The 16,980-nt window shown below is 65.4% G+C and carries 16 protein-coding genes; 9 read left to right on the top strand and 7 right to left on the bottom strand.

Annotation, left to right across the window (positions count from 1 at the left end; genetic code table 11):
- Positions 1-8: 8 nt before the first annotated feature.
- On the top strand, positions 9-458 hold the full coding sequence (locus ACAG21_RS24810) for a hypothetical protein (protein WP_342926246.1): 450 nt from the start codon (positions 9-11) through the stop codon (positions 456-458).
- On the opposite strand, the gene nirD is transcribed toward ACAG21_RS24810, so the two are convergent.
- Together nirD and nirB are read right to left on the bottom strand one after the other, a co-directional pair.
- Complete coding sequence (nirD, locus tag ACAG21_RS24805) at positions 455-811, bottom strand: nitrite reductase small subunit NirD (RefSeq protein ID WP_370498913.1); 357 nt, start codon at positions 809-811, stop codon at positions 455-457. The two genes, ACAG21_RS24810 and nirD, sit on opposite strands and share 4 nt — an antisense overlap.
- 17 nt (positions 812-828) lie before the next feature.
- Complete coding sequence (gene nirB, locus ACAG21_RS24800) at positions 829-3,390, bottom strand: nitrite reductase large subunit NirB (RefSeq protein ID WP_370498912.1); 2,562 nt, start codon at positions 3,388-3,390, stop codon at positions 829-831.
- Between the two features lie 225 nt (positions 3,391-3,615).
- On the opposite strand from nirB, the gene ACAG21_RS24795 reads away from it, so the two are divergent.
- Positions 3,616-4,056: an Hsp20/alpha crystallin family protein gene (locus ACAG21_RS24795; protein WP_370498911.1), complete on the top strand. Its 441-nt coding sequence runs from the start codon at positions 3,616-3,618 to the stop codon at positions 4,054-4,056.
- A gap of 65 nt (positions 4,057-4,121) precedes the next feature.
- Here the strand turns inward: ACAG21_RS24795 and ACAG21_RS24790 are convergent, their stop codons facing one another.
- Positions 4,122-4,661, bottom strand: coding sequence for a DUF302 domain-containing protein (locus ACAG21_RS24790; protein WP_370498910.1), 540 nt, complete (start codon positions 4,659-4,661; stop codon positions 4,122-4,124).
- Positions 4,662-4,758: 97 nt separating this feature from the next.
- Between ACAG21_RS24790 and ACAG21_RS24785 the strand changes: the two genes are divergently transcribed.
- Positions 4,759-5,253 carry a winged helix-turn-helix transcriptional regulator gene (locus ACAG21_RS24785; RefSeq protein ID WP_370498909.1) on the top strand — a complete coding sequence of 165 codons (495 nt, stop codon included), beginning with the start codon at positions 4,759-4,761 and terminating at the stop codon, positions 5,251-5,253.
- A 125-nt stretch (positions 5,254-5,378) separates the two neighbouring features.
- Here the strand turns inward: ACAG21_RS24785 and ACAG21_RS24780 are convergent, their stop codons facing one another.
- On the bottom strand, positions 5,379-6,140 hold the full coding sequence (locus ACAG21_RS24780; RefSeq protein WP_370498908.1) for an isocitrate lyase/phosphoenolpyruvate mutase family protein: 762 nt from the start codon (positions 6,138-6,140) through the stop codon (positions 5,379-5,381).
- Between the two features lie 112 nt (positions 6,141-6,252).
- On the opposite strand from ACAG21_RS24780, the gene ACAG21_RS24775 reads away from it, so the two are divergent.
- From ACAG21_RS24775 to ACAG21_RS24760, 4 genes are all read left to right on the top strand, one after another.
- Entirely contained in the window at positions 6,253-6,549 is a 297-nt protein-coding gene (locus tag ACAG21_RS24775; protein WP_370498907.1) for a hypothetical protein, read from the top strand.
- A gap of 79 nt (positions 6,550-6,628) precedes the next feature.
- Complete coding sequence (locus ACAG21_RS24770; protein ID WP_370498906.1) at positions 6,629-7,456, top strand: hypothetical protein; 828 nt, start codon at positions 6,629-6,631, stop codon at positions 7,454-7,456.
- Positions 7,457-7,495: 39 nt separating this feature from the next.
- Complete coding sequence (locus ACAG21_RS24765) at positions 7,496-9,415, top strand: fumarate reductase/succinate dehydrogenase flavoprotein subunit (protein WP_370498905.1); 1,920 nt, start codon at positions 7,496-7,498, stop codon at positions 9,413-9,415.
- Positions 9,415-10,161: a succinate dehydrogenase/fumarate reductase iron-sulfur subunit gene (locus ACAG21_RS24760; protein ID WP_370498904.1), complete on the top strand. Its 747-nt coding sequence runs from the start codon at positions 9,415-9,417 to the stop codon at positions 10,159-10,161. The genes ACAG21_RS24765 and ACAG21_RS24760 overlap by 1 nt, the downstream gene beginning before the upstream one ends.
- A gap of 70 nt (positions 10,162-10,231) precedes the next feature.
- On the opposite strand, the gene ACAG21_RS24755 is transcribed toward ACAG21_RS24760, so the two are convergent.
- Complete coding sequence (locus ACAG21_RS24755; RefSeq protein ID WP_370498903.1) at positions 10,232-10,720, bottom strand: flavin reductase family protein; 489 nt, start codon at positions 10,718-10,720, stop codon at positions 10,232-10,234.
- Complete coding sequence (locus tag ACAG21_RS24750; RefSeq protein WP_370498902.1) at positions 10,717-11,781, bottom strand: isopenicillin N synthase family dioxygenase; 1,065 nt, start codon at positions 11,779-11,781, stop codon at positions 10,717-10,719. The genes ACAG21_RS24755 and ACAG21_RS24750 overlap by 4 nt, the downstream gene beginning before the upstream one ends.
- Positions 11,782-11,982: 201 nt before the next feature.
- Here ACAG21_RS24750 and ACAG21_RS24745 point away from each other — a divergent pair, with 201 nt between their 5' ends.
- Positions 11,983-13,818: an acyl-CoA dehydrogenase gene (locus ACAG21_RS24745; protein WP_370498900.1), complete on the top strand. Its 1,836-nt coding sequence runs from the start codon at positions 11,983-11,985 to the stop codon at positions 13,816-13,818.
- Between the two features lie 311 nt (positions 13,819-14,129).
- Here the strand turns inward: ACAG21_RS24745 and ACAG21_RS24740 are convergent, their stop codons facing one another.
- Entirely contained in the window at positions 14,130-15,482 is a 1,353-nt protein-coding gene (locus ACAG21_RS24740) for an acetyl-CoA C-acetyltransferase (protein ID WP_370498899.1), read from the bottom strand.
- Between the two features lie 123 nt (positions 15,483-15,605).
- On the opposite strand from ACAG21_RS24740, the gene ACAG21_RS24735 reads away from it, so the two are divergent.
- The gene (locus ACAG21_RS24735) at positions 15,606-16,970 is read left to right on the top strand and encodes a 3-oxoacyl-ACP reductase (protein WP_370498898.1); all 1,365 of its coding nucleotides are present in this window, start codon (positions 15,606-15,608) and stop codon (positions 16,968-16,970) included.
- The last annotated feature ends 10 nt before the right edge of the window (positions 16,971-16,980 follow it).

The following is a 16,980-nucleotide window of genomic DNA, read 5'->3' as shown; positions in this document are numbered from 1 at the left end:
CTGACACCATGCCCAGTCGCGAAGAGCCATCGCGTGGGTTCCTCGACCCGGTCGCCAAAATGCTGCGGTTACCGTTCGGCACACCGGAATTCATCGACCGGATCATCACCGGAGGGGTCAACCAGGTCGGCCGCCGAACGCTTCATATGCTGATCACCACGTGGGATGCCGCCGGCGGTGGCCCGTTCGCAGCCAGCGCGGTCGCGTCCACGGGAATGGCCAAGACGGCCGAAATAGTGCAAAGCATGTTCATCGGGCCGGTTTTCGGCCCGGTGCTGAAGATGCTGGGCGCCGACAAGGTCGCCGTGCGGGCGTCGCTATGTGCCTCGCAGCTGGTCGGCCTTGGCATCATGCGCTACGGGGTGCGTAGCGAGCCACTGCACTCGATGTCGGTCGACGCGCTCGTCGACGCGATCGGGCCGACGATGCAACGCTACCTGGTCGGGGATATCGGCTAGGCAGCCAATCGCCCGATCTGGATTTCTCCCTCGTCGGTGACGCGCACCGGGTACACGGGCACGGACACCCGCGGGTCGTCCAGGCAGAAGCCGTCCTCAAGTGCGAAGGCCTGCTTGAGGATTGGCGATTGCACGGCAGCACGACCGCCACGGTCACCGACGATCCCACGGGAGATCACGGCCGCACCGGAGAACGGGTCGATGTTGCCGATCGCGTGCAGCGAGCCGTCGTCGAGCCGGAACAGCGCCGCCTGCGATCCGTCGTCGAGCAGCACACCGACGCCCCGGCCGGGGATCAGGTGGTCGTAGTTGCACGCGGTGGTCCATACCTGAATGTCGTTGAGAATTGTCATGCTTGCTCCTTCAGACTCTATGAACGGACCTTCGGCATGCCAATGGACACAGGAATTTTGCGCCCGGCATGCTCGGTGAATGTGACAGTCGAATCGATTTCATCCGGCGCGTTGACGAAGGAGACAAACCGCGAGAGCTTGTCCGGATCGTCGAGCACGCCCTTCCACTCACACTGGTAGTTCTCCACGTGCCGCTCCATTGCGGCCTCGAATTCCGCGGCCAAGCCCAGCGAGTCCTCGCACACGACCTCGCGCACGTGATCCAGCCCGACGGACTCGACCCACGGCGCGGTGCGCTGCAGCCGGTCGGCGGTGCGGATGTAGTACATGAGGAACCGGTCGACGTAGCGAACCAGCGTCTCGGTGTCCAGATCACCGGCCAGCAATTGGGCGTGCTTGGGAGTCATACCGCCGTTGCCGCCGACGTAGAGGTTCCAACCCTTTTCGGTGGCGATAACGCCGACGTCCTTGCCGCGGGCCTCCGCGCATTCCCGCGCGCAACCCGAAACACCCATCTTGATCTTGTGCGGTGCCCGCAGGCCGCGATAGCGCAGCTCCAAGTCGATGGCCAGCTGCACCGAGTCCTGCTGACCGTAGCGACACCAGTCGGTGCCGACGCAGCTCTTGACGGTGCGCAGCGACTTGCCGTACGCGTGACCGGATTCCATGCCACCGTCGACGAGTCGCTTCCAGATCTGCGGCAATTGGTCCACCCGGGCGCCGAACATGTCGATGCGCTGGCCGCCGGTGATCTTCGTGTAAAGCCCGAAGTCCTGGGCGATCTGGCCGATCAGGATCAGGTGTTCGGGCTTGATGTCGCCGCCGGCCACCCGCGGCACCACCGAGTAGCTGCCGTTCTTCTGGATGTTGGCCAGGAAGTGGTCATTGGAATCCTGCAGCGAGGCCTGCTCCCCGTCCAGGATGTGCTCGGAACCGGTCGAGGCGAGGATCGACGCGACTACGGGTTTGCAGATGTCGCAACCCTTTCCGCGGCCGAATCGCTCCAGCAGACCGGAGAAGGTCCGGATCTCGGTGGCCGAGATGATCTCGAAGAGCTCGGCCCGCGACTGGCTGAAGTGCTCACACAGCGCCTTGGACTGTGCCACGCCCTCGGCTTCCAGCAGCTGCTTGAGCAGCGGCACACACGATCCACACGACGTGCCGGCCGCGGTGCACGACTTCAGCGACGCGACGTCGCCGCAGCCGTCGGCGATCGCGCACTTCAGATCGCCCTTGGTGACGTTGTTGCAGGAGCAGATCTGCGCCGAATCCGGCAGCGCGCCAATGCCTAACGCCGAGGCCCCGCCGCCGGAGCCCTCGGGCGCGATCAGCGCGAGCGGGTCGCCGGGCAGTTCGCTGCCGACCATCGGTCGCAGCACGCCGTAGCTGGAGGCGTCGCCGACCAGCACCCCGCCGAGCAGGGTCTTGGCGTCGTCGGAGAGCACCAGCTTGGCGTAGGTCCGATTGACCGCGTCGTTGATGGCGACCTCGAGGCAGTTCTCGGTCGTGCCCATCGCGTCACCGAAGCTGGCGACGTCGACGCCCAGCAGTTTGAGCTTGGTGGACAGATCGGCTTCCGGGAACTCCGCGGCGCCGCCCAACAGCCGGTCCACCACGACCTCCGCCGAGGTGTAGCCCGGTCCGACCAGGCCATAGCACCGCCCGTCGATCGCCGCGACCTCACCGATCGCATAGATGTCGGGATCGCTTGTCCGGCAAGATAAGTCAGTGAGCACGCCGCCGCGCTCGGCCAGCGTCAGCCCCGCTGCCGCGGCCAGCTCGTCACGAGGCCGCACGCCGGCTGCGAAAATCACCGGGCCCGCCTCGATCACGTCGCCGTCGGTCAGCCGCACCCGCGTCGCCACCGAACCGTCGGCACGCTCAACGGATTCAATCGATTCGGTGCCCGTGCCGACGTGCACCGAGATCCCGAGCTCGGTGATCATCCGCGCCAGCAGCCCACCACCGGCCTCGTCGATCTGCTGGGCCATCAGTCGCGGCATCATCTCAATGACGTGTGTTTCCAACCCGAACTGACGCAGCGCATTGGCGGCTTCGAGTCCCAGCAGACCGCCGCCGATCACCACGCCGGCCGCATTGTGACCCTCATCACGGGCACGTTCGGCCGCGGCCCGGATCGCGTCGAGGTCGTCCAGGGTGCGGTAGACGTGGCACGCGGGCAGGTCGTGTCCGGGCACGGGAGGGACGAATGCGTAGGAACCGGTGGCCAGAACCAGGACGTCGTAGTCGTGACGTTCGCCGTCCGCGGTCACCACGGCCTTTGCCGCACGGTCGATTTCGGTGACCCGTGCGTTCAGCAGCAGTCGTACCCGCTCGTCACCGGGGTAGTCGTTGCCGGGCAGCGCCAGCAGGGCGCGGTCCCAACTTTCGGTGTACGAGGTCAATCCAACGCGGTCGTAGGCGGCGTCGGCCTCTTCGGCCAAAACCGTGATGCGCCAAGAGCCGTCGGTGTCACGGGCGCGTAGCGCCTCGACCAAACGGTGGCCCACCATGCCATGCCCGACCACAACCAAGTGACGGGCAGCACACTGCTGGCTCGAGTCTGGGGCTGAGGTCATGCCACGAGGTTAGGGGCCAGAAATTAAGGAAAAATCCCCGAATGTATCGCTCGTATGACGTGGGTCTCACACCTCACAACTTCCTGTGTGATGTGTGTTCGCTTCCGGCGAACGAGCAGGTGGAACTTAAGCGTAGTCAACTCAAGTTCGTCTAAGTAGCCGGCCGGCAAGGCGCCGGTCACAGCACACTCACAATGAAGCTCAAGGAAGCAATGAGGTGACGAAATGAGTAATCTCGCAGTGTGGTCGCGCCCGGCCTGGGACACCGACCGGTGGTTGCGCGACTTCTTCGGCCCGGCCGCGACGGCGGACTGGTACAAGCCGGTGAACAGCGGTTTCAACCCCGCAGCCGAGATCGTCAAGGACGGCGACGACGCGGTAGTCCGCCTGGAACTGCCCGGTGTCGACGTCGACAAGGACGTCAACGTCGAGGTCGACAGGGGCCGGCTGGTCATCCACGGCGAACACCGCGACGAGCACGCAGAAGACAAGGACGGCCGTACCTTGCGCGAGATCCGCTATGGATCGTTCCGTCGCTCGTTCCAGCTGCCCGCGCACGTCACCGGCGAAGCCATCAAGGCTTCCTACGAAGCCGGTGTATTGACCGTGCGGGTCAGCGGCGCGTACGCCGGAACCCGGGCGCAGCGCATCGAGATAGCCAAGTAACCGTCGATCGTCGGGTTGTTGGGCAATCTAGCCATCATGGCGCCCAACAACCCGACGTTCGCGTCTTAACGGGTGAACGCCTGGTCGGCGTCAATACCGATGACTCGCAACAGGTTAACCACTTTGCGGTCCAGGCTCTCGCCGACCTTCGTCACCTCGGCGATGCCGAGGCTGCCGAACGCGGGACCAGGCTGGTCCATCGAAAACACCGCATTGCCGTCCGCGTCTGAGTAGATCAGCAGCCGTAATGGCGCGTACAGCAAGGCTTTCGGATCGTGGCGGTACATCGTTTCGGCGATCGTGTGGTTGCCGAGCAGATACTCCACCGCCTTGGTGGTGTGGCCGGCCACCCTGAAGAACGGCAGCGCGTCGATCTTCGCGTAAACCATCAGATCGTGAGGCGCGTTGCGCGCCGCGGCGGCGAGGATGTCGTCCCAGCTGCCACCGCGATCGACGATCTCCTGGACCGCCGCCCGGTCGACCACCGGAGCAGCCTTCTCGAAGGCCGCGATGAACTCGTCGAAATCCACACCCGTGGTGATGTCGATGCGGTTCATGGTGTGCGACACACGGTTGAATTCGGCCGTCTTAACGCTACTTGTCATGACATTCCTCAAGATTCGTCAATGGTTCGGTGAACGAACTTAACAAATTCGACTATACGGTTCAGTGAATGAACCGGCAAGAGGTAGCATTGACAGCGTGGCCCTCCCCCGTGAATATCCGGACGAGAATTGCCCGATCGCCCGGTCCCTCGAGATCGTCGGCGAACGCTGGACGTTGCTGATCGTGCGCGACGCGTTCTATGGCGTGCGGCGATTCAGCGACTTCCACAACCACCTCGGCATCCCCAAAGCTGTGCTTTCCGAACGGCTTACCTTCCTGGTCGCCGAGGGCGTGCTGACCAAGACCGCCGGCGAATACACGCTGACCACCAAGGGCAAGCGGCTGTGGCCACTGCTCTGGTCGATGATCGCGTGGGGAAGCGAGAACCTGCTGGACAAGCCGACCCGCACCTATCGGCACGCAGACTGCGGCGGCGGCATCGGGCCCGATCGACGCTGCGAGCGCTGCCAGCGGGTTCCCGACGTCGCCGACCTGATCGGGCATCCGCCGCGCCGGCCGCACGATCCGAGTCGCGACGATGCGGTCAGCGAGGCGTTGCGCCGCCCGCGCCGCATGCTGGAGCCGATCTAGCCGATCTAGCCCAGCGGTGCGCGATTGGGTGTGCCATCACGGTTTTGAGTGTGCACCCACGGCGGAATTTGGGATCGAATTGCGCCCACAGGACACACTCGAAGCCCGCAAGGCACACTCGAGCTTCAGGCCCAGCGGGCCAGCAGTTCCTTGGCGCGCTCGGCCAGCGCGGCTTGCAGGAACGGGCCGAAGCTGATCCGGGCGACCCCCAACGCGCCGAACGACGCCGGGTCGCCCTGGTCGGGCAGCGCGATCGCGTTGATCGGCAGCGGCAGCTCAGTTGCCAAGCGCCGCAACGTCTCCGGGTCGTGTCGACCCACCGGGTAGAGCACGTCGGCGCCGGCGTCGGCCGCCTCGATCAGTCGTGCCACGGCCCGCTCGACGCGGTCCGACTCGTCGCCGTCGTTGCGCAGAAACAGATCGGTACGGGCGTTGATCACGACGCGCACCCCGGCCGCATCGGCAGCCGAGCGCAGCGCGCCGACCATTTCGGCATGCTCGCGCGCGGACCGCAGTCGCTTGTTCTCCGAATGCACGGTGTCCTCGATGTTGAGCCCGACGGCGCCGACGCTCAGCAAGCCGTCGATCAGGCGCTGGGCCGGCTGGCCGTAGCCGGACTCGATGTCCACCGACACCGGCACGTCGACCGCCGCGGTGATCTGGGCGACCCGGGTGAGCACATCGTCGAACGACATGCCCTCGCCATCGGGTTTGCCGATGGAGTCCGCCAACGGATGGCTGCCCACGGTCAAGGCGGCGAATCCGGCGCTCGTGGCAAGACGGGCCGACCAGGCATCCCATACCGTCGGCAGGACTACCGGGTTGCCCGGTTGGTGCAATTTCAGCAGCGTGGCCGCGCGCTCGGCGGCGGTGGTCTGACCTGTCATGGGTGTTTGCTCCGCAATCTGGGCGCGTCATCTGTCCGACGTCGGTCCTGCGCGGTGGATAGTATCGAAAGTCATATTGTGATCCTTGACACCCTCGGCCCTAGGAGATCTCTTGTCCACCACGACTGAACTCGCCGAACTGCACGATCTCATCGGTGGTTTGCGGCGGTGCGTGAGCTCCTTGAGGTCGCGCTACGGCGACAGCCCGGCGATGCGCCGCATCGTGATGGACGCCGACCGCATCATCGGCGATGTCGAATTACTCGACACCGATGTTTCGGAATTGGACTTGGCGCGGGCCACTGTTCAGCATTCCGGCGAGAAGATCGTCATTCCCGACACCCAGTACGACACCGATTTCTGGCGTGATGTCGACGACGAGGGTGTCGGGGGTCACAATCGTTCCTGATATTCCAAGCCCCCGTTAAATCGGAGGCATTGGTCTTGTACCCTTCGACCAACAGCCCTGTTCGAAGAGGAACATTTGCATGAGCGCACCAACGGCGAACCGTCCTGCGTCCGGCATCTTTTCACCGACGCGCGCCCAAATTCAGCAGCGGACACTACGGACCGACCGGTGGTGGATGTCGCCGTTGCGCATCGACCTCGGCTTCGCCGCATTCGTCATCTACGCGACGTTCCGGGCGTTCCAGCAGAACTACTTCTACGTCCCCAAGTACCACTACCTGACGCCGTTCTACTCGCCGTGCGTGAGTAAAGCCTGCGGTGCGTCCAGCGAATTCTGGCCGCAGGTCCTTCCGGACGTGTGGTGGTTGCCGTACGCGGCGTTGACCCTGCCATTCCTGCTGCTGTTCCGGCTGACCTGCTACTACTACCGCGGCGCCTACTACCGCACGGTGTGGCAGTCGCCCACCTCGTGTGCGGTGGCCGAGCCCCGCGTCCACTACACCGGGGAAACCAAGTTCCCGCTGATCGTGCAGAACACGCACCGATACTTCTTCTACATCGCCGGCATCATCTCGGTGATCAACACCTATGACGCGATCGTCGCGTTCCATTCCGACGGGGGACCGGGCGGATTCGGGTTCGGTCTGGGCAATCTGATCCTGCTCGGCAACGTCATCATGCTGTGGGTCTACACCCTGTCCTGCCACTCGTGCCGGCACGTGACCGGCGGACGGCTCAAGCACTTCTCCAAACACCCTGTGCGGTACTGGATCTGGACTCAGGTCAGCGTCATCAACACCCGGCACAAGCTGTACGCGTGGATCACCCTGGGCACGCTGATGCTTACCGACTTCTACATCGCACTGGTGGCCAGCGGCACCATCTCGGACCCGAGATTTGTTGGCTGATAAGCCCTTTGGCGGAATTCGAATGTTAAGTGAGGTTCCATGACTGAGGTCGAACGGCACTCCTACGACGTGGTCGTGATCGGTGCCGGCGGCGCGGGTTTGCGCGCGGTCATCGAAGCGCGCGAACGCGGCCTCAAGGTGGCGGTGGTGACCAAATCCCTGTTCGGCAAGGCCCACACGGTCATGGCCGAGGGTGGCTGCGCGGCGTCCATGGGCAACACCAACCCCAAGGACAACTGGAAGACCCACTTCGGCGACACGATGCGCGGTGGCAAGTTCCTCAACAACTGGCGGATGGCCGAACTGCACGCCAAGGAAGCACCGGACCGGGTCTGGGAGCTGGAGACCTACGGCGCGCTGTTCGACCGTCTCAAGGACGGCAAGATCAGCCAGCGCAACTTCGGTGGCCACACCTACCCGCGACTGGCGCACGTCGGTGACCGCACCGGCCTGGAGCTGATCCGCACCATGCAGCAGAAGATCGTCTCGCTGCAGCAGGAAGACTTCGCCGAACTCGGCGACTACGAGGCGCGGATCAGGGTCTTCGCCGAATGCGCGATCACCGAACTGCTCAAAGACGGCGACGCGATCGCCGGGGCATTCGGCTACTGGCGCCAAAGCGGCAAGTTCGTCGTCTTCGACGCCCCCGCCGTAGTGCTGGCCACCGGTGGCATCGGCAAGTCCTTCAAGGTCACGTCGAACTCCTGGGAGTACACCGGCGACGGCCACGCGCTGGCGCTGCGGGCCGGGGCGACGCTGATCAATATGGAGTTCATCCAGTTCCACCCGACGGGCATGGTCTGGCCGCCAAGTGTGAAGGGAATTCTGGTCACCGAGGGCGTGCGCGGCGACGGCGGAGTGCTGAAGAACTCCGACAACAAGCGCTTCATGTTCGACTACATCCCGCCGGTGTTCAAGGGCCAGTACGCCGAGACCGAGCAGGAGGCCGACCAATGGCTCAAGGACAACGACTCGGCGCGGCGCACCCCGGACCTGCTGCCCCGCGATGAGGTCGCCCGGGCGATCAACTCGGAGGTCAAGTCCGGTCGCGGCACCCCACACGGCGGCGTCTACCTGGACATCGCTTCCCGGTTGACGCCCGACGAGATCAAGCGGCGGCTGCCGTCGATGCACCACCAGTTCATGGAGCTGGCCGGCGTCGACATCACCAAGGAGCCAATGGAAGTCGGGCCCACCTGCCACTACGTGATGGGCGGTGTGGAGGTCGACCCCGACACCGGCGCGGCCACCGTCGCCGGCCTGTTCGCCGCCGGTGAATGCTCGGGCGGCATGCACGGCTCCAACCGGCTGGGCGGCAACTCGCTGTCGGACCTGCTGGTCTTCGGCCGTCGCGCCGGGCTGGGCGCCGCCGACTATGCGCGCGCTCTGTCCAGTCGCCCGACCGTCAGCGAGGACGCCATCGAGGCGGCGGCCAAGCGGGCGCTGGCCCCCTTCGAGGCACCGACCAACGGCTCGGCCGCCGAGAACCCGTACACGCTGCAGCTGGAACTGCAGCAATCGATGAACGACCTGGTCGGCATCATCCGCAAGTCGGAAGAGATCTCCGAGGCGCTGGAACGGCTCACCGCGCTGCGTGAGCGGTTCAAGCACATTCACGTCGAGGGACACCGCCAGTACAACCCCGCCTGGAACCTGGCCATCGACCTGCGCAACATGCTGCTGGTCAGCGAATGCGTCGCCAAGGCCGCGCTGCTGCGCACCGAAAGCCGTGGCGGACACACCCGCGACGACCACCCGGGCATGGACCCGTCGTGGCGCAAGGTCTTGCTGGTGTGCCGTGCGGCCAGCGGTGACGACGACGCGATTCCCGACATCACCGTCACGCGCGAAGACCAGGTGCCGATGCGGCCCGACCTCTTGGAGCTCTTCGAGATCTCCGAGCTCGAGAAGTACTTCACCGATGAAGAGCTGGCCGACCACCCAGGACGGAGAGGCTAATGAGCTACAACGCGACGATGCGGGTGTGGCGCGGCGACGATGTCGGCGGCGCACTGCAGGACTTCACGGTCGAGGTCAACGAGGGCGAGGTGGTGCTCGACATCATCCATCGCCTGCAGCAAACGCAGACCCCCGACCTCGCGGTGCGGTGGAACTGCAAGGCGGGAAAGTGCGGATCCTGCTCGGCGGAGATCAACGGCATGCCGAAGCTGATGTGCATGACCCGGATGTCGACGTTCGCCGAGGACGAGGTCGTGACGGTGACGCCGCTGCGGACCTTCCCGGTGATCCGCGACCTGGTCACCGACGTTTCGTTCAACTACGAAAAGGCCCGGGAGATCCCGTCTTTCGCACCGCCCAAGGACCTGCAACCGGGCGAGTACCGGATGGCGCAGGCCGACGTGCAGCGCTCGCAGGAGTTCCGCAAGTGCATCGAGTGCTTCCTGTGTAACAACGTCTGCCACGTGATTCGCGACCACGAGGAGAACAAGAAGGCCTTCGCCGGTCCTCGCTTCCTGATGCGGGCCGCCGAGCTCGAGATGCATCCGCTGGACACGCTGGACCGGCGCGAGATGGCCCAGGAGGAATTCGGCCTGGGCTACTGCAACATCACCAAGTGCTGCACCGAGGTCTGCCCCGAGCACATCAAGATCACCGACAATGCGCTGATCCCGATGAAAGAGCGGGTTGCCGACCGCAAGTACGACCCGGTCGTCTGGCTGGGCAACAAGCTGTTCCGCCGCTGATCCTGCGCGAGGCTGTAACTACCGACGTCGTCTCTCAGGCGATGCGTTGCCAGTTACAGTCTCGCGGCAGTCAGGCGCCGAGGCGACGAAATACGCTGCGGTGAAACACAATCGGGGCCACCTCGGCATCAATCGCCACTTCGTTGACCCGTAGGACGACGATGACGTGGTCCCCGGCCGGGATCGTCTGCTCGATCGCGCTCTCCAGCCAGAGTCCGGTGCCCTTGATGAAGACGGCGCCGGATTCATAGGACACCGTCTCCATACCGGCGAACCTGTCTCCGGTCTTGGCGGCCAGGGTGCGCGCGGCCTCGTCGTGCGCCTCACCGAGCACGCTGATGCCCAGCATCGGCAGGTCCTTGAGTTTGGGCCACGTGGTCGAGGTGTTCTGCACGCAGAACGAGACCAGCGGCGGGTCCAACGAGACGGGGACAAAGGTGCTGGCGGCCAGTCCCACCCGGACTCCCGAGACCTCGGCGGCGATCGCCACCACGCCGGACGGGAAATGACCGAAGGCCTCACGAAGTGTGGATGGTGTCAGCTTGTTCGATGCATTCACTGGACTTCATTCGCCCCTTGAGCCAACGACGGATTCGCGTTTCTGACCCTACCTGTCGAGTGCCCGTGCGCATTAGCCACATCGGGGTGCGCCCGCAGCCTGCTCTTCCAGGCATTGCGACCGTAGACCGAGAAGATCGGGTCCGACGGATTTTCGGTCGGTGTCCAGGTCCTATCGGTGCGGGCGGCGGGTGCCGACAGCTCCGGGGGCAGCGACAGCACCGGTATTTGCGCATCCAGCCGGGGGTTGAAGAAGAACGGGATCGAAATTCGCTCGGCGGTCCCGCCGCCCAGATTTACCCGGTGTTCGGTGGCACGCAGGTAGCCGCTCGTCGAGAACTCGAGCAACTCGCCGATGTTGACGATGAACGCCCCCTGCAACGGCGCAACATCGACCCAGCCGTGCGAGGCGCCCCGGCGCACCTGCAGTCCCCGACTGCCCGGCTCGGCCAGCAGCAGCGTCAGCACCCCGGAGTCCCGGTGCGCACCCACGCCCTGCGGGCTGGCCGCGCGGGTCGGATAGCGGATGACCTTGATCAGCGTGGCGGGCGTCTCGGCGAAGGCGGCGTCGAACACCTCGGGCGGGCTGCCCAGCGAGGCCGCCCAGTGCCTCAGCAGGATGCGGGCCACTCGCGAGAGGGCGGTGTCCCACTCGGCGATGATCGCCGGTAACTCGGGCAGCGCCACCGGCCACTGGTTGGGGCCTTGCAGCCACAGGTAGTCCGGCCGGCCCGGCCCGGCGATGGCCGGGCGCTCGGGCCCAATATCAATCTGCTCGCGCCAATCCACCTCGCCCAGGGTCAGCTCGCCGCCCAGCCGGGTGTAACCGCGGAAGTGCGGACTGTGCGCCATCGCGACGGCGTCCTTATCGGCCTGCGGCAGCGCGAAGAACGCGCGGGCCACTTCGAGCACCCGGTCAACCAGCGCCTGCGGTACGCCGTGGCCGGTCAGATAGAAGAAACCCACCTCGTGGGCGGCCTCGCGCAGGCCTTCGCGCAACACGTCGGTCTCGGCCGTCAGGTCCACCACCGGCAAGGCGGTGATGCTCTTCACACCTGTCACCGTTCCATTATCGCCGCAGGTAGAGAAGCCGTCGACGGCGTGAGCTGGGCCTTCCCAACCGGTTGGTTAATTAGACAATGAAATCTAGCTCACATTCCCTTGCGCCAACCGATCCAACGGCTATATTTAGCGGTGTTACTGGTGGGTAACTTAGCCCAAGTACTCAACCACAGCGTGGCATTCTCAACGAGGAGGAGAGTAGTGAGCCACTACAAGAGCAACGTCCGCGACCAGGTATTCAACCTGTTCGAAGTGTTGGGCGTTGACCAGGCGCTCGGCCAAGGCGCGTTCAGCGACCTCGATGCCGACACCGCCCACGAAATGCTTACCGAAATGAGCCGGCTGGCCGAGGGGCCGGTCGCCGAGTCGTTCGTCGACGGCGACCGCAATCCGCCGGTGTTCGACCCCAAGACTCACGCGGTGACCCTGCCCGAGTCGTTCAAGAAGTCTGTCCGCGCGGTGATCGAAGCCGGCTGGGACAAGGCGGGCATCGACGAGGTGCTGGGCGGCATGCCGATGCCCAAGGCGCTGGTGTGGGCCCTGCACGAGCACATCCTCGGCGCCAACCCGGCGGTGTGGATGTACGCCGGCGGCGCCGGCTTCGCCAACATCATCTACCACCTCGGTACCGAGGAGCAGAAGAAGTGGGCCGTGATGTGCGCCGAGCGCGGCTGGGGCGCGACCATGGTGCTGACCGAGCCGGACGCCGGCTCGGATGTCGGCGCCGGCCGCACCAAGGCAGTCCAGCAGGAGGACGGCTCCTGGCACATCGACGGCGTCAAGCGGTTCATCACGTCGGCCGACTCTGACGACCTGTTCGAGAACATCGTGCACCTGGTGCTGGCCCGCCCCGAAGGCGCTGGACCGGGCACCAAGGGACTGTCGCTGTTCATCGTGCCGAAGTTCCTGTTCGACCACGAGACCGGCGAGCTCGGCGAGCGCAACGGGGTGTTCGTCACCAACGTTGAGCACAAGATGGGCCTGAAGGTCTCCGCGACGTGCGAATTATCGTTCGGCCAGCACGACGTGCCCGCCAAGGGTTGGCTCGTCGGTGACGTGCACAACGGTATCGCGCAGATGTTCGAGGTCATCGAGATGGCCCGGATGATGGTCGGCACCAAGGCAATTGCCACGCTGTCCACCGGCTACCTGAACGCGCTGGAGTACGCGAAGTCGCGCCTGCAGGGCGCCGACATGACCCAGATGACCGACAAGACCGCACCGCGGGTGACCATCACGCATCACCCGGATGTGCGGCGGTCGCTGATGACCCAGAAGGCCTACGCCGAGGGTCTGCGCGCGCTGTACCTGTTCACCGCGACCTACCAGGACGCGGCCGTCGCCGAGGCGCTGTACGGTGTCGACGCGGACATGGCGGTCAAGGTCAACGACCTGATGCTGCCGGTCGTCAAGGGCGTGGGCTCCGAGCAGGCCTACGCGAAGCTGACCGAGAGCCTGCAGACGTTCGGTGGGTCCGGCTTCTTGCAGGACTACCCGATCGAGCAGTACATCCGGGACGCCAAGATCGACTCCCTCTACGAGGGCACCACGGCCATCCAGGCGCAGGACTTCTTCTTCCGCAAGATCATCCGCGACAAGGGTGTGGCGCTGGCGCACGTGTCGGAGCAGATCCAGAAGTTCGTCGACGCCGAGGCCGGCAACGGCCGGCTCAAGACCGAGCGCGAGCACCTGGCCAAGGCCCTGGAAGACGTCCAGGCGATGGCCGCCACCCTGACCGGCTACCTGATGGCCGCTCAGGAGGACATCTCCAGCCTGTACAAGGTGGGTCTGGGTTCGGTGCGCTTCCTGATGAGCGTTGGAGACCTGGTGATCGGCTGGTTGCTGCAGCGTCAGGCGGCGGTGGCCGTGCAGGCGCTCGACGCCGGCGCCAGCGGTGCCGACCGCTCCTTCTACGAAGGCAAGATCGCGGTCGCGTCGTTCTTCGCGAAGAACTTCCTGCCGCTGTTGGCCGGCACCCGCGAGGTGATCGAGACGCTGGACAACGACATCATGGAACTCGACGAGGCCGCCTTCTAAGACAAAGCTGTACACGCAAAATCCCCCGCTTCCACGTTGAAGCGGGGGATTTTGAGTCTCTGGCGGTATGGGGCGGGAGTACCAAAAAGACCGCCGCTGGATCCCCTCAAACCAGCGGCGGCCCTTTTCGTACGCCCGTCTTGTGAACCGGCGGTCGAATGGGGGATGCCCCGTGTTGCCGTCGGGGTCGGGGGGTCAGACCACAACACGGGACAATCCGCAGTCCGGTTACCCGTCCTCTGCTCGCACTAACCAGGTGTGACGAACTTCATGCGCGACCCGTGCGGGTGAGCCGATACCGAAAGCACAGGTCAGGCCTCCAAAATCGCTGCTACACCCTGTCCACCGGCCGCGCAGATCGAGATCAGCGCACGTACCGGCCCCCCGCCCTTGCTCTGGGCTTTCTTCTCGGCCAGCTGTTTGGCGGCCTGCGCCAGGATCCGCCCGCCGGTGGCCGCGAACGGGTGGCCGGCGGCCAGCGACGAGCCGTTGACGTTGAGTTTGGACCGGTCGATCGATCCGAGCGCGGCGTCGAGCCCCAGCCGTTCCTTGCAGTACTCCTCGGACTCCCACGCCTGCAGATGCGCCAGCACCACCGACGCGAAGGCCTCGTGGATCTCGTAGAAGTCGAATTCCTGCAGGCTCAGGCCGTTGCGGGCCAGCAACCGTGGCACCGCATACGTCGGTGCCATCAGCAGCCCGTCCCGTCCGTTGACGTAGTCGACCGCGGCGGTCTCCGCGTCCACCAGGTAGGCCAGCGGCGGCAAGGAATGCTCGGCGGCCCACTCTTCGGTGGCCAGCAGGGCGACCGAGGCGCCGTCGGTCAACGGTGTCGAGTTGCCCGCCGTCATCGTCGCGTCGCCGGCCTTGACGCCGAATACCGGGCGCAGCGTGGCGAGCTTCTCGGTGCTGGAGTTGGCTCGCAGGTTGTCGTCGCGGTACAGCCCGAGGAAGGGTGTGACGAGGTCGTCGAAAAAGCCCCGGTCGTAGGCCGCGGCCATGTTGCGGTGGCTGGCCACGGCCAACTCGTCCTGGTCGACCCGCTTGATCCCCATCTGCTTGGCGGTGATGGCTGCATGCTCGCCCATCGACAGGCCGGTACGCGGCTCGCTGTTGGCCGGGATTTCGACGCCGAGCGTGGCGGGCAGCGTCCCCACCAACTTCAGCCGTTGCAGGTTGGACTTGGACCGGCGCAACTTCAGCAGGGTGCGGCGCAGGTTGTCGCCCAGGCCGATCGGCGGGTCCGACGTCGTGTCCACTCCGCCGGCGGCGGCGACCTCGTAGCGGCCTGACGCGATGCCGTCCGCAGCCGCGATCGCCGCCTGCAAGCCGGTACCGCAGGCCTGCTGGATGTCGAATGCCGGTGTGTAAGAAGACAATTCGGACCCCAGCACACACTCACGCATCAGGTTGAAGTCGCGGCTGTGCTTGAGCACCGCACCCCCGACGACCACGCCCAGCCGCTGACCGCCCAACCCGAACCGGTCCACCAGGCCACCGAGGGCCGCAGTGAACATGTCCTGGTTGGACGCCTCGGCGTAGGCACCGTCGGACCGTGCGAAGGGAATGCGATTGCCGCCCAGCACGGCGACGCGCCGCCGGGGCTTCTCACTCGTCTGAGCTGCCTGATTGCCTGGCTGCGAACTTGCAGGGGCCACGTTCATCTCCAGTTTTCAGTTTGGGGGATTGGACGTTGGGACCCATACTACCCACGGTTCTTACTCTGCAGTAAGTTCGTCCCCGATACGGTTGGCTTGTACGGCACTCAAGAAACGGAAGGCAGCTCAGTGGCTCCCAATCGTCCGTCCGATCTGTTCTCACAAGTGGTCAACTCCGGTCCCGGATCCTTTTTGGCAAAGCAGCTGGGTGTTCCGCAACCCGAGAACCTGCGCCGCTACTCCGCCGGTGACGCGCCGCTGCCCGGATCCTTGCTGATCGGCGGCGAAGGCAGGGTGGTCGAGCCGCTGCGGGCGGCGCTGGACGGCGACTACGACGTGGTCAGCAACAATCTGGGTGGCCGCTGGGCCGACCGATTCGGCGGGCTGGTCTTCGACGCCACCGGTATTACGGCGCCCAAGGGCCTCAAGGCGTTGCACGATTTCTTCACGCCGCTGCTGCGCAATCTTGCCCACTGTGCGCGCGTGGTTGTGGTCGGCACCACACCCGACGCCGCGGGCAGCACCGACGAGCGGATCGCACAGCGCGCGCTGGAGGGCTTCACCCGCTCGCTGGGCAAGGAGTTGCGCCACGGCTCGACGGTGGCGCTGGTCTACCTGTCACCGGAGGCCAAACCGGCCGCGACGGGCCTGGAATCGACCATGCGGTTTATCCTTTCGGCCAAGTCGGCCTATGTCGACGGCCAGGTCTTCTACCTGGGCGCCGACGACGCGACGCCACCGGCGGACTGGGACCGGCCGCTGGACGGCAAGGTGGCGATCGTGACCGGTGCCGCCCGCGGCATTGGCGCGACGATCGCCGAGGTATTCGCCCGCGACGGCGCGCGTGTGGTCGCAATCGACGTGGAGTCCAGTGCCGAGGCGCTGGCCGAAACCGCGAGCCGGGTGGGCGGCACAGCGCTTTGGCTCGACGTCACCGCCGACGACGCCGTCGAGAAGATCACCGAGCACCTGCGCGACCACTACGCCGGGCACGCCGATGTGCTGGTCAACAACGCCGGCATCACGCGGGACAAGCTGCTGGCCAACATGGACGACGCGCGCTGGGACTCCGTCCTGGCCGTCAATCTGCTTGCCCCGCAACGACTCACCGAAGGGCTGATCGGCAACGGCAGCATCGGCGAAGGTGGCCGGGTGATCGGCTTGTCGTCGATGGCCGGTATCGCCGGCAACCGTGGGCAGACGAACTACGCCACCACGAAGGCCGGGATGATCGGCCTCACCCAGGCGCTGGCGCCGGAGCTGCACGAGAAGGGCATCACGATCAACGCGGTGGCACCGGGGTTCATCGAAACCAAGATGACAGAAGCGATTCCGCTGGCCACCCGCGAGGTGGGCCGCCGGATGAACTCGCTGTTTCAGGGCGGGCAGCCGGTCGACGTCGCCGAGGCGATCGCCTACTTCGCCAGTCCGGCGTCAAACGCGGTGACCGGCAACGTCATTCGCGTCTGCGGCCAGGCCATGCTGGGCGCCTGAGTCCGGTGGC

Source organism: Mycobacterium sp. pR1184 (genome assembly GCF_041287235.1).
Taxonomy (GTDB): domain Bacteria; phylum Actinomycetota; class Actinomycetes; order Mycobacteriales; family Mycobacteriaceae; genus Mycobacterium.
This window is presented reverse-complemented; position numbering and strand designations above follow the sequence as displayed.

What these genes read in the sequence shown, in the direction of transcription:
- ACAG21_RS24810 (WP_342926246.1), top strand. Translation starts at nt 9, where the DNA reads ATGCCCAGTCGCGAAGAGCCATCGCGTGGGTTCCTCGACCCGGTCGCC.
- nirD (WP_370498913.1), bottom strand. Translation starts at nt 811, where the DNA reads ATGACAATTCTCAACGACATTCAGGTATGGACCACCGCGTGCAACTAC.
- nirB (WP_370498912.1), bottom strand. Translation starts at nt 3,390, where the DNA reads ATGACCTCAGCCCCAGACTCGAGCCAGCAGTGTGCTGCCCGTCACTTG.
- ACAG21_RS24795 (WP_370498911.1), top strand. Translation starts at nt 3,616, where the DNA reads ATGAGTAATCTCGCAGTGTGGTCGCGCCCGGCCTGGGACACCGACCGG.
- ACAG21_RS24790 (WP_370498910.1), bottom strand. Translation starts at nt 4,661, where the DNA reads ATGACAAGTAGCGTTAAGACGGCCGAATTCAACCGTGTGTCGCACACC.
- ACAG21_RS24780 (WP_370498908.1), bottom strand. Translation starts at nt 6,140, where the DNA reads ATGACAGGTCAGACCACCGCCGCCGAGCGCGCGGCCACGCTGCTGAAA.
- ACAG21_RS24770 (WP_370498906.1), top strand. Translation starts at nt 6,629, where the DNA reads ATGAGCGCACCAACGGCGAACCGTCCTGCGTCCGGCATCTTTTCACCG.
- ACAG21_RS24765 (WP_370498905.1), top strand. Translation starts at nt 7,496, where the DNA reads ATGACTGAGGTCGAACGGCACTCCTACGACGTGGTCGTGATCGGTGCC.
- ACAG21_RS24760 (WP_370498904.1), top strand. Translation starts at nt 9,415, where the DNA reads ATGAGCTACAACGCGACGATGCGGGTGTGGCGCGGCGACGATGTCGGC.
- ACAG21_RS24740 (WP_370498899.1), bottom strand. Translation starts at nt 15,482, where the DNA reads ATGAACGTGGCCCCTGCAAGTTCGCAGCCAGGCAATCAGGCAGCTCAG.